Genomic DNA, 12457 nt, shown 5'->3' with positions numbered 1-12457 from the left:
ATACCAGACAAGGGCCGCGCAGCATCGCTGACGCGGCCTTTTTCTTTCCCGTCAGCGCGGCCCGACCACCCAGGAGGATCCACGCAATGACGACAACACTGACCATACGTCCCACCACCCGATCTGATATCGCCGCGATCGATCTACTGCTGTCACGCAGCTATCCGATTCTGTTGAAACCGGATTACAAACCATCGGTCATGGTCACGGCGTTGCCCTTGATTTCAAAGGCAAATCCGCGCCTTTTGCAATCTGGTACCTACTATGCGGTTCAGGATGAAACCGGCCAGATCGTCGGTGCCGGCGGCTGGAGCCATCGCAACCCGATGGGTGGTCCGGGCCGGGAGGGGCTGGGCCATATCCGCCATGTGGTTACTGATTTCCGGTACACCAGACGGGGGATCGGAAACGCATTGGTCAACCATATTTTCGACACCGCAAAGGCCGCAGGGATCAGGCAGCTTGATTGTTTGAGCACCCTGACGGCAGAGCCTTTCTACGCCGCCCAGGGGTTTCAGCGGATCGGGGATGTGGAGCTTAGCCTTGCCCCCGGCATCCGCTTTCCGGCGGTGCAGATGGTACGGCCGTTGGGGTGAGTTCGGGGCGGTAAGAGCCGCCCTGAATGTTCAGATCTGGCTGTCTGTGCAACGTCGGTATTTTGTCGGTATTGCGACGGTGGGCGAATGGTTAACGCCAAACGCGGCATGATGAGTGCCCGGTTCCAGCTCAATCAGATTTTCCTGAGTACGCTCGCGCAGCGCAGAAAAGCAAAGTTGGCAAATTTAGTGCCACTAGCGACATTCATTGGTTGAGCTTTTCCCATGTGGCTCTATAGCCATAGCCAAACCCGGCCGGATAAAACTGACGTAAGGAATATGTAATGCGCATTGGCTTCATTGGACTGGGAACTATGGGCGGTGCCGCCGCGCTAAATTTGATCAAGGGCGGTCATGATCTTTTGGTCTGCGATCTGGATAAGGCGCGCGCCAAGGTGCATCTTGAGCGCGGAGCAACCTGGGCGCCAACCCCGCGTGATGCAGTCCAAGGTGCGGATATCGTTTTCACCATGGTTTTCGGGCCAAAGCAGATCGAACAGATTGTGCGTGGGCCAAACGGTCTTGCGTCTGTCATGGGCGCAGGTCAAGTCTGGGTCGATATGACAACCAATCAACCGGCGTTGGCGCGCGAATTGGCTGATGAGGTTATTCAGACCGGTGCTGATGCGATTGACGCGCCGGTATCGGGTGCGGTTGACGGTGCGCGCACAGGTAATATGCCGCAATTTGCCGGTGGTGGCGCGGATACGGTTGAACGTATTCGCCCGGTGATGGAGTTGATGGGCCCGCTTTATTACATGGGCAGCAATGGCAGCGGGCAAGTGACCAAACTGGCCAGCAACCAGCTATGGGCGATCCACGCGACAGCCATGGGCGAAGCGCTGGTCATGGCGGTGAAATCCGGGGTCGAGTTGTCGCGCGCATGGGACGCGCTGAAGATTGGCGCAAGCGAAAGCTGGTGTATGCACCACGACGCGCCTTCGGTTTTCGCCGGGCATTATGACCCTTCTTTTACGTTGGATCTGTGCCACAAAGATCTGGGTTTGATTGTCGAGGCCTGCGATGATGCAGGCACATTGGCACCTGCTACGCGACTGGTCTGTGACCAGTTTGAAAAAGCCAGAAAAACTTATGGCGGCGACAAAGGCGAACTTCATGTGGTTAAGCTTGAAGAGGATGCGGCAGGCGTTTCGCTGCGCCTAGAAGGAAATTGGGTGCCCCATTGGGAGAAATAAGAAGCTTCGGCATAGGTGGGCGCTGGTAAACATGCAGCTAAATATGCTGTGCTGGTGCAATAGAATGTGAAAAAAGGGCCGCCCATGGGCGGCCCTAGGTTGTGAGTGGTGGTCGATGGGTGTGGGATTAGTATTTTTCGCCAAGGCGTTGCCCGGCGCCATGGGCGTAGATCATCGAACGGACCTGCAGCATCGGATCCTCGGACGGTGCGAAACCTTCGCTTAGAACGGTCGGGTCGAAATTCAGGTCATCGCATTGGCCGTCGGCCTCGCTCATCGCAGAGCTTGCCGTGAAGCGGGCAGCGGCGATTTCGGTGTGTTCACCTGTCCACAGGATCGATGGATCGGCGACTGCGTCATCTGGGTTGGCGAGGGTGATCACCATATCCCAGGACACGCCACCACCTGCGATATTGGCCTGCATGTTTTCCAGAAAGAAATCCGGGTGGGTGTCGACAACGATCCCCTCTTCGCCCGAGGGACGGAAGGAAAAGCGCATGGCGGTTTGAGTTCCGTCTGCATCCACAAGGTAGAAGGAATTCACGCTGTTATAGGTGGTGCCTTCGTATGGGCGCAGGGTTTTGTCCAGGGCGCCGTGATAGGCCTTGTATGCCTTTAGCGCTGGGTGGGCAGCGGCGAAGGCCTTGGTCGCGTCAGAGCCGGCGGCCTTGGCGCGCAGGAGTTCAATGAATTCATCGCTGGTGGCGACGGGGAAGAAATGTTCGGTGTTCAACGCGATGACATGCAGGTCGTTGTCTGAGGTGGTGATTTCCATCGACAGGCCCAGCAGACCAAAGCTGTCATCTGCTGGATTGGCCTTGCCACCCTTGTGTGACACCCGCGCGATCACGCTGGATGTGCCTGTGAACAGCGGGCTGTTGGAATAGGCCTGAATGGCGGGGTCAACCGGGGTCAACGTACCCTCGACGCAGAACCCTTTGGTATGGTTGCGGCGTTTGCCTTCGGTCACGCCGAAAAGCTGTTCAAACGCGGCAAATCCGCCTTCGGTATCGAAGTCATCCCCGGCAATTGCAGGGGCTGTCACAAGTGAAAGACATGTGGCCATGAGAATCGTACGTATCATCGAGTGCTCCTTTCTACGCCGTATAGCTTGCTAATAATTAGCTAGCAAACTATTTGCAAGATAAACTTTTGATGGTAACAGAAATGCGCTTCTGTTCATGAAAGAAGGCCAAGCACCTGTGCCCGAGACATCGAAGTCCAAGGATCGACCCAATGTGCGGTTGGACAATCAGCTGTGTTTCGCACTTTATACCGCGTCCCACACGGTAGAGCAGTATTATCAGACTCTGCTGAAGGCGCAGGGCCTGACCTATTCGCAATATCTGGTTCTGATGGCGTTGGCCGAAGAGGACGGCGTGTCGATTTCCACCTTGGCCGGGCGGTTGGATGTGTCAAAGGCAACGATGACGCCGTTATTGCAGCGGCTGGAGGCAAAGGGCCTGTTGCTGCGTGAGATTCAGGAAGGAAACGAGCGGCAAAAGATCGTTTCACTGACCGAAACGGGCCGGGGCATCTGGACCAAGAGCTGCGGTGTGTCATCCGATGTCTTCGCGCGCCTGGGCCTGACACAGGCGGAGGCAGACACGATCATCCGCCTGTGTGGAAAGATTTCCCCGATGTGATGTGGTGGCCTTTGGGCACTGTACGCGATGTAATTATCTCCAATAAAACAGTTTGCGATAGGCCGTACAAAAAAGGGCCGCCCGGAGGCGGCCCGAGGGTGGGGATTGCGGCCGTTAGAGCAATCCCCGGGGGTTTTGGTGATCAGGCGCGGTTCATGCGGTTGTCAATCAGGTCGTCAACAACAGAAGGATCGGCGAGGGTAGACGTGTCGCCCAGCGCGCCGTAGTCATTTTCGGCGATCTTGCGCAGGATGCGGCGCATGATTTTGCCGGATCTGGTTTTTGGCAGGCCCGGAGCCCATTGGATCAGGTCGGGGCTGGCGATGGGGCCGATTTCCTTGCGGACCCAGTTTCTGAGTTCGGTCCGCAAGTCTTCGGTGGGCTCTTCGCCCGCCATCAGGGTGACATAGCAATAGATGCCCTGGCCCTTGATCGCGTGGGGGTAGCCGACGACGGCGGACTCAGCCACTTTCGGATGGGCAACCAATGCGCTTTCGACCTCTGCCGTGCCCATGCGGTGGCCCGAGACGTTGATTACATCATCGACGCGGCCGGTGATCCAGTAATCGCCACCCGCGTCGCGTTTGCAGCCGTCGCCGGTGAAGTAATAGCCTTTGTAGTCAGAGAAATAGGTTTTTTCGAACCGGTCATGATCGCCCCAGACGGTGCGCATCTGGCCGGGCCAGCTGTCGCGGATGCACAGGACGCCCTCGACATCGTTGCCCTCGATGATCGCGCCCGACGTGGGTTCCAGAACCAGAGGTTCGATACCAAAGAACGGTTTCATCGCAGAGCCGGGTTTCAGGGCATGGGCGCCGGGCAGGGGGGTCATCAGGTGGCCGCCGGTTTCGGTCTGCCACCATGTGTCGACGATCGGGACCGTGCCCTTGCCGACCACGTTGTGATACCATTCCCAGGCTTCGGGGTTGATCGGTTCGCCGACGGTGCCCAGCACCTTGAGGCTGGACAGATCGCAGCCCTCGACAAAGCTGTTGCCCTGACCCATCAGCGCGCGCAGGGCGGTGGGGGCGGTGTAGAACTGATTGACGTGGTGCTTTTCACAAACCTGCCAAAAACGCGATGCATCCGGGTAGGTTGGCACACCTTCAAACATCAGGGTGGTGGCGCCATTGGCCAGAGGACCATAGACGATATAGCTGTGGCCGGTGACCCAGCCCACGTCGGCCGTGCACCAGTAGATATCGCCATCATGGTAATCGAAGACCAGCTCGTGCGTCATGGAAGCATAGACCAGATAGCCGCCGGTGGTGTGCACCACGCCCTTGGGCGCGCCGGTGGAGCCTGACGTGTAGAGGATAAAAAGCGGGTCCTCGGCATTCATTGGCTCTGGCGGACAATCGGCAGAGGCATGGGCCATCAGCGTTCCGTAGACGTGATCGCGGCCCTCTTTCATTGGGACCTCGCCGCCGGTGCGCTCAACCACCAGAACCTGTGTGTCGCCACTGATCGCCAGCGCCTTGTCGACATTGACCTTGAGCGGCGTGTTGCGGCCACCGCGCGGGGCTTCGTCCGCCGTCACGATCAACTTGGCCTCACACCCCTGAACGCGGGCGGCCAGTGCCTCTGGCGAGAAGCCTGCGAAGACGATCGAATGAATCGCACCGATCCGGGCGCAGGCCAGCATGGCATAGGCGGCCTCTGGGATCATCGGCATGTAAAGGACGATCCGGTCGCCCTTGGTGATGCCTAAGGATTTGTAGACATTGGCGAGCTTGTTCACATGTTCGGAAAGCTCTGCATAGGTGATGTGTTTGGCCAGTTGCGGATCGTCGGCTTCCCAGATGATCGCGGTTTGATCGCCTCGGGTTTCCAAGTGACGGTCAACGCAGTTGGCGGCAATGTTCAGTTGGCCATCCTCGTACCACTTGATCGAAACATTGCCATATTCGTAGCTGACATTTTTGACAGTGGTATATGGCGTGATCCAGTCGACCCGCTTGCCCTGTTCGCCCCAAAACGCGTCCGGGTCGGCAATGGAGGCAGCATACATCTCTTCATACTTCGCGGCGTCCACATGGGCGTTGGCGGCAAAATCGGCAGAGGGCGGATAGATGGTATCAGTCATGTTCGGTATCATGTCCCTGTTAGTTTCCAGCAAACCCTAAGATTTGCTGGGCCGGTTGTCACATCGAAAATAAGTATCGGCCTATCAGTCTGGCTTGTCAGATCGCCAGATATTCAGCCCGGAGCTGTTCGTTCTCCAGGACCTCCTGGGCGGTTCCGTCAAAGGCAACAGAGCCGGTATCCAGAATGACCGCCCGATCCGCCAGTTCCAGCGCCCGGATCGCATTCTGTTCGACGATGATCGTGGTCATGCCCTGGGCTTTGATGATCTTCAGGGTCTTTTCGATCTCGTCCACGATCACCGGGGCGAGGCCCTCATAAGGTTCATCCAAGAGCAACAACTTGATGTCGCGGGCCAGCGCGCGGGCGATGGCCAGCATCTGCTGTTCACCGCCTGACAGCGTTACGCCCTCTTGTTTGCGACGCTCGCCCAGACGGGGGAAGAGGTCATAAAGACGATCGATCGACCAACCCTTGGGTTCGACAATTTGGGCCAGTTGCAGGTTTTCCTCGACCGTCAGGCCGGGGATAATGCGGCGATCCTCAGGCACCAGACCCACACCGGCCACCGCGGCCTCGTGGCTGCGCATGTCGTGCAGGCGCTGGTGATCGAGCCAGATTTCGCCATGGGTCAATTGCGGATCATCCATCCGGGCGATGGCGCGCAGGGTGGAGGTTTTACCGGCCCCGTTTCGGCCCAGTAGGGCAAGGATCTCGCCCTCGTGGATGTTAAAGCTGACGCCTTGGACGATGTAGCTTTCGCCATAATAGCCATGGATATCATAGGCGGAGAAATACGCCGGTGCGGTTTTGGCGTGATTGGCGTTTTTTTCGATGGTAACGGCCATATTCATTATCCTTCTCCCTTAATGCGCCTGACCCAGATAGGCCTCTTGGACCTTGGGATGGCCCTTGATGTTTTCCGGCGTGTCCTCGACCAGTGGCATGCCCTGCGCCAAAACGGTGATCCGTTCGGCCAGCGAGAACACCACATGCATATCATGTTCGATGATCGCCATGGTGATGTTGCGCTTGTCGTGGATTTCTTTCAACAGGTCGATCGTGTTGTTGGTGTCGGCCCGCGCCATGCCGGCAGTGGGTTCGTCCAGTAGCAACAACCGAGGTTCCTGCACCAGGCACATGGCCATTTCCAGACGGCGTTTGTCGCCGCGCGATAGCGATGCAGCATGGGCGTGCATCTTGTCCTGCATGTTCACATCGATCAGCATCTGTTCGGCGCGCTCTGCGATGTCTTGTTCATCCTCTACCGATTCAATGGCGTGCAGGCGGAAGGCGCCATCGCGTTTGGCAAAGCAGGGGATCATCACATTTTCAAAGACCGAGAGGTCGCCGAAAATTTCAGGTGTCTGGAACACCCGGCTGATGCCCATCTGGTTGATTTCGTGCGGTTTGCGCCCCAGAACGCTTTGCCCGTCAAACATCACAGTACCGGTATCGGGGATCAGCTTGCCCACCAGGCAGTTCAGAAAGGTGGACTTGCCCGCCCCGTTCGGCCCGATGATCGCATGGACCGAATTTTCCTGCACGGAGAGGTTCACATCCGCCAGCGCCTGAAGGCCGCCGAAGCGTTTGGAGACATCTTTGACTTCGAGAATTCCCATTGGTCAGCCCTCCTTATTCGGCGATGTGTGGATTGGGTTTCGGGGCGTGAGTCGGATCTTTGTCATCCTTCCCACGATTGCGGATGGCATCCTTGATGCGTTGTCCGGCCTCGACCAGACCACCTGGCAGGTAGATCACGACGATCATGAACAACAGGCCCAGTGTCAGGTGCCAGCCCTTTCCGGTGAAGAAGTGCAGAACCCAGACAATGGCGTTTTCCATGCCATCAGGCAGGAAGGCAAACCAGCTGTGCAGGACCTGTTCGTTGATCTTTGAGAAGATGTTCTCAAAATACTTGATGAAGCCTGCGCCCAGAACCGGACCAAGCAAAGTGCCCGCACCGCCAAGGATGGTCATCAGAACAACCTCGCCCGAGGCGGTCCATTGCATCCGTTCAGCGCCTGCCAGCGGATCAACAGCGGACAAGAGCCCCCCGGCCAGCCCGGCATACATGCCAGAGATAACGAAAGCCGCCAGCGTGTAAGGGCGTGTGTTCAGCCCGGTATAGCTCATGCGTTGTTGATTGGATTTCACCGCCCGCAGCATCAGCCCGAATGGGGAACGGAAGATGCGGATCGAAAGGTAGAAGCAGATCAGCAGGACGACCGCGCACATGTAATAGCCCACGTTGAACTGAAACTCCCATCCGCCGATCTGCATCTTTTCCGTGGCGCGCATGGACAGGCCAAAGAGATGTGGCAGGTCAGGCGCGCTGGCGGAATGGAAAATCTGTGGGTCATCAGCATAGACCTGCAGCCCGGTTTCACCGTTGGTCAGGTTGAATTTTGGGTTGGACAGGACCGAATAGGCCAGCGCAAACGACATCTGGGCAAAGGCCAGTGTGAGGATTGAAAAGTAGATCCCGGTTCGGCGCAGACATAGCACGCCGATCAAAAGCGCAAAGAGGCCAGAGATGATCACCGACAGGGCAATGCCGGGTAAGATGTTGTAGCCCAAGAGCTTGAACATCCAGACGCAGCTGTAGCTGCCGACACCCAGAAAGGCCGCGTGACCAAAGGACAGATACCCGGTCAGGCCAAAGAGGATGTTGAAGCCGATCGCAAAGATGCCAAAGATGGCGAATTTCTGCATCAGATCCGGATAGCCTGCATTAAATTGTGCCATGGCACTTTCGGCCGGGAACGGGTTCAGGATGAAGGGGGCAAAGATCGCGAGGAAGGCCACGATCAAGAGCATATTGGTGTCTTTTTTGTGCAGTCCGAACATGTCTTATTCCTCCATCACGCCTTTGCGTCCCATCAGCCCGCGTGGGCGTGTGAGCAAGATGATGATTGCGACGACGTAGATGATGACTTGGTTGATACCTGGGATCGTGGTGGTGGCCCATGTGGTGGAGGCAAAGCTTTCGAGGATCCCCAAAAGGAAGCCTGCCAATACGGCGCCGGGCAGTGATCCCATGCCGCCGACCACGACGACAACGAAGCTGAGCACCAGAAAATCCATACCCATATGGTAATTGGGTGGGTTGATCGGCCCGTACATCACACCGGCAAGCCCCGCGACCGCAGCCGCCACGCCGAACATGATGGTAAAGCGTTTGTCGATGTCGATGCCCAACAGCCCGACGGTTTCGCGATCGGCCATACCGGCACGGACGACCATGCCAAAGGTGGTGAATCTCAGGAAGGCAAAGACGCCGGATATAATCGCCAGCGAGAAGGCAAAATAGGTAACCCGCCAAATGGGGTACGGCAAGTCCATCCCGATCAAGGCACCTACGTTCACAACACCAGACATGATGTCAGGGGGCGGGGTCTGGATCGGGTTGGCGCCGAAATTGGCCTTGATGATTTCCTGCAGGACGATGGCAAGGCCAAAGGTTACCAAAATCTGATCCGCATGGGGGCGCTTGTAGAAATGTTTGATCAGCCCGCGTTCCATTATGAATCCGATCCCGACCATGATTGGAATTGCGATCAGAATCGCCAGGGGCACAGACCAGTCGATGATTGCAGAGCCGACCTCTGGTCCGAACCAATGTTCAATATAGGGGGTCTGAACCTTGAGCGGGTTGCCCAGAAAATCCACTTGGGTGTCGTCAACGATCTCGAAGCTGATGCTTAAGAAGCGTTGCAGGGTGACGGCGCAGAAAGCCCCGATCATGAACAGCGCACCATGGGCGAAATTGACCACCCCCAGCGTGCCGAAGATCAATGTCAGACCCAGTGCGATCAGCGCATAGGCTGATCCTTTGTCCAGGCCGTTCAGAACTTGTAGAAGAAAAGCGTCCATGGTTCCCACCATCTGGCGTTGTCAAACGGTGCACAGCACCGGTTGCTTGAATGGATGGTGGCCCGGGGCGGCGGTATTGCCGCCCAGAGCCAAGTATATCACACGGGGGGAGTTATGCCCCGGAGTTGCAGCTGCCCAAGGAGGCATCATCGCCGCCGAACATCGGATGGTTCGGTGCATAGGTGACCTGCTCAACCGGGGTGACCTCCACGATTTCCAACGTGTCATAGGCGTTGGTCGGGTTTTGCGCGCCGCGCACGACCAAAACGTCCTTGAAGCACTGGTGGTCGGCCCCGCGATAAAGCGTCTTTCCGTTGCCCAATCCGTCAAACTCGAAGTCTTCCAGAGCCTCACCAACACCACATGGGTTGAAGGTGCCAGCCCGTTCACAGGCATCCGCATAAAGCAGGGTTTGTGCATAGCAGGTCTGTGCAGAGTTCGACGGTGGCTTGCCGTATTTTTCACCAAAGCTCTTCACGAACGCTTTGGAGCCTTCGTTCTGAAGCTGCCAGTTATAGTTCATGGAACCGAACACGCCTTTGATGTTTTCACCGGCACCTGCGGCCATCAGTTCGGAATAAAGCGGCACGACGATCTTGAAGTCTTTGCCGTTCGCGACTTTGTCCAGCAGGCCGAACTGGATGGCGTTGGTCAGAGAGTTGACCATGTTTCCGCCATAGTGGTTCAGAACCAGAACATCGGCACCGGCATTTAGCACGGGCGCGATGTAGGACGAGAAGTCTGTAGAGGCCAGCGGGGTCAACACGTTGTTGACGGTTTCCCAACCGACCGCCTCTGTCGCGGCAGCGATTGATTCCTGCTGGCTCCAGCCCCAAGTATAGTCCGCTGTCAGGTGATAGGCGCGCCGATCTGCGCCCAGTTCCTTTTCCAGAATGGGTGCCAAAGCGGCCGCAGACATGTAGGCGTTGAAGAAATGGCGGAAGCCATTCGCCTTGCGATCCTTGCCCGTGGTGTCATTGGAATGCGTGAGGCCCGCCATAAAGGTGATACCGGCCTCCTGACACAGACCCTGAACCGCGATTGCAACGCCTGAGGACGAGCCGCCATTGATCATGATGGCGCCGTCTTTTTCGATCATGGATTTGGCCGAGGCGCGGGCCGCGTCTGATTTGGTTTGGGTGTCACCGGTCACAAACTCGACCTTCTTGCCCAGGATGCCATTGCCCTGCAGCGCCTTGGAGCTGAAGGTGTTCAGGCAGCCGCCGTCGCCTTCGCCGTTCAGATGTTCGACCGCCAGCTGCTGGGCCAGAAGTTCATCATTGCCCTCATCAGCATAAGGGCCGGTTTGAGGAACGTTGAAACCCAGAGTGACGGTGCCACCGGTGGGCTCATTTGTATATGCGGCTGCGGATGATGCCGTAAAGATCGTCGGCACTGCCAGCCCGGCGCCAGCCAGGGCCCCGGATTTCAGCACGCCGCGACGTGTTGTGAGTGATTTGGCCATGTAGTCCTCCCGAATTGTAATGCGATCGGGTCTCCTCACCGCGATCCGCATTTGCCAAGTGAGCGTATTATCCGGGATGAACTGAAAATTAGGCAACAAATGCTTTTAATGAAACAATAATTTTGTAAAGATATACACAAACATTGAAACAAATATGTAAAAATTTGTAAATTATGCCCTGATGTGCCTGAACTGAAAGGAAAAGCCATGGCCTATCTTGATGCGCTTGGGACGCGGATCAGGGATCGGCGTGTGGATTTGGGGGTCAAACAGGCGGATCTGGCCCGGGATGTGGGAATTTCGGCCTCCTACCTTAATCTGATTGAACATAACCGTCGGCGTATTGGTGGCAAGCTGCTGCATGATATTGCAGAGCGGCTGGAGGTCGATCCGGCCATCCTGTTAGAAGGGGCAGAGGCGGCGCTGATTTCCCGACTGCGTGTGGCTGCGACCGGCGGAGTTGACGTGGTGGGTGCAACTGGGCCAGAGGTTGACCGGCTGGCCGAATTTGCCGGTCGGTTTCCCGGATGGGCGGGGCTGCTGGATCGGTTGAACAGCCGGGTTAACGGATTGGAGGCGCAGGTGGAAAACCTGTCTGACCGGCTGGCCCATGATGTTAATCTGTCGGCCTCTTTGCACGAGGTTCTGACCACGGCGGCGGCGATCCGGTCGACCGCGGATATTCTGGCGGAGTCTGAGGACATTGATCAGAACTGGCGGCGACGGTTTCACAAGAACATACAGGATGAATCACACCGGCTGTCGGATGGATCACAGGCGCTGGTGTCTTATCTGGATCAGATCGGGGAACAACCCACCGACGGAACTTCGGCACAGGAAGAGCTGGAACGATGGTTAAGCGCGCGGAACTATCACGTGCCAGAGTTGGAAGAGGGGCGGCCGGTTGATCAGGTTCTGGCGAATGCAGATTGTTCATCCGAGCAGGCAAGCATCGTCTTTCGGGCGTATCTGAACACGTATCAGAAGGACGCCACGGTTTTGCCTTTGGCGCCGTTTCTGGCCGCGATTGGCACGCATGGGATTAATCCGATGGCGCTGGCCAGACAGTTTGACGCCGACCTGCCCATGGTCTTGCGACGCCTGGCAACCGTGCCGGATGAGGGCCAAAGATGGGAAATCGGACGTGTCGCCTGTGACGGGGCCGGGCATCTGACATTTCGCAAGCCGATCCCGGGGTTTTTATTGCCGGGGCATGGGGCCGCCTGCCCGCTGTGGCCGCTGTTTCGGGCGCTGATCCAACCCAATATGCCTGTTGAATTGACGGTAGAGCAGTTGGGCCATATGTCACGGCCTATACAGGCCTATGCGCTGGCAACCACCCGGCTGATCGGCCCGAACGGGCGTGAGATCGGGGTGGAGGCACAGATGATCATGGTGGCCAATGCTGCTCAGGCGCAATCCACCGGTGCGCCCGACGGTGATGTTGGGCAATCCTGCCTGACATGTCCACGCAAAGCCTGCGATGCACGGCGGGAGGTTTCGATTTTTCAGACTTGAACCGTGGGGGCCTGCGCTGATCCGTCACCACAAGCCTTTCATCTGAATTTTGACACGGCTTGAAAATGCGGGAAT

Annotated in this window: 11 protein-coding genes; 4 read left to right on the top strand and 7 right to left on the bottom strand. The window is 57.2% G+C overall.

The annotated features are described in order from the left end of the window. Window positions 1-86: 86 nt before the first annotated feature. Together AC2D8P_RS11410 and AC2D8P_RS11405 are read left to right on the top strand one after the other, a co-directional pair. On the top strand, window positions 87-596 hold the full coding sequence (locus AC2D8P_RS11410) for a GNAT family N-acetyltransferase (RefSeq protein WP_484702829.1): 510 nt from the start codon (window positions 87-89) through the stop codon (window positions 594-596). 284 nt (window positions 597-880) lie between these two features. Next, window positions 881-1792, top strand: coding sequence for an NAD(P)-dependent oxidoreductase (locus AC2D8P_RS11405; RefSeq protein WP_484702828.1), 912 nt, complete (start codon window positions 881-883; stop codon window positions 1790-1792). 127 nt (window positions 1793-1919) lie between these two features. Here AC2D8P_RS11405 and AC2D8P_RS11400 read toward each other — a convergent pair whose 3' ends face one another. Then, complete coding sequence (locus tag AC2D8P_RS11400; RefSeq protein ID WP_484702826.1) at window positions 1920-2876, bottom strand: catalase; 957 nt, start codon at window positions 2874-2876, stop codon at window positions 1920-1922. A gap of 97 nt (window positions 2877-2973) precedes the next feature. Here AC2D8P_RS11400 and AC2D8P_RS11395 point away from each other — a divergent pair, with 97 nt between their 5' ends. Next, window positions 2974-3438: a MarR family winged helix-turn-helix transcriptional regulator gene (locus AC2D8P_RS11395; protein ID WP_484702825.1), complete on the top strand. Its 465-nt coding sequence runs from the start codon at window positions 2974-2976 to the stop codon at window positions 3436-3438. Window positions 3439-3580: 142 nt separating this feature from the next. Here AC2D8P_RS11395 and acs read toward each other — a convergent pair whose 3' ends face one another. The 6 genes from acs to AC2D8P_RS11365 form a co-directional block, all read right to left on the bottom strand. After that, window positions 3581-5524: an acetate--CoA ligase gene (acs, locus tag AC2D8P_RS11390; protein WP_484702824.1), complete on the bottom strand. Its 1944-nt coding sequence runs from the start codon at window positions 5522-5524 to the stop codon at window positions 3581-3583. A gap of 97 nt (window positions 5525-5621) precedes the next feature. Continuing rightward, entirely contained in the window at window positions 5622-6371 is a 750-nt protein-coding gene (locus AC2D8P_RS11385) for an ABC transporter ATP-binding protein (protein WP_484702856.1), read from the bottom strand. 18 nt (window positions 6372-6389) lie between these two features. Then, window positions 6390-7145 (bottom strand): ABC transporter ATP-binding protein, encoded by a 756-nt coding sequence (locus AC2D8P_RS11380; RefSeq protein WP_484702822.1) that lies wholly within the window; start codon window positions 7143-7145, stop codon window positions 6390-6392. Window positions 7146-7158: 13 nt separating this feature from the next. Beyond that, window positions 7159-8373 (bottom strand): branched-chain amino acid ABC transporter permease, encoded by a 1215-nt coding sequence (locus AC2D8P_RS11375; RefSeq protein WP_484702821.1) that lies wholly within the window; start codon window positions 8371-8373, stop codon window positions 7159-7161. A gap of 3 nt (window positions 8374-8376) precedes the next feature. Continuing rightward, window positions 8377-9399 (bottom strand): branched-chain amino acid ABC transporter permease, encoded by a 1023-nt coding sequence (locus AC2D8P_RS11370; RefSeq protein ID WP_484702820.1) that lies wholly within the window; start codon window positions 9397-9399, stop codon window positions 8377-8379. A gap of 112 nt (window positions 9400-9511) precedes the next feature. Beyond that, window positions 9512-10864 (bottom strand): substrate-binding protein, encoded by a 1353-nt coding sequence (locus AC2D8P_RS11365; protein WP_484702819.1) that lies wholly within the window; start codon window positions 10862-10864, stop codon window positions 9512-9514. A 207-nt stretch (window positions 10865-11071) separates the two neighbouring features. Here AC2D8P_RS11365 and AC2D8P_RS11360 point away from each other — a divergent pair, with 207 nt between their 5' ends. Then, window positions 11072-12382, top strand: coding sequence for a helix-turn-helix domain-containing protein (locus AC2D8P_RS11360; protein WP_484702818.1), 1311 nt, complete (start codon window positions 11072-11074; stop codon window positions 12380-12382). The last annotated feature ends 75 nt before the right edge of the window (window positions 12383-12457 follow it).

The sequence above is a fragment of the Roseovarius sp. YIN77 genome (genome assembly GCF_057219155.1).
The sequence above is the reverse complement of the archived record's forward strand: the minus strand, read 5'-3'. Positions and strand labels throughout refer to the sequence as shown.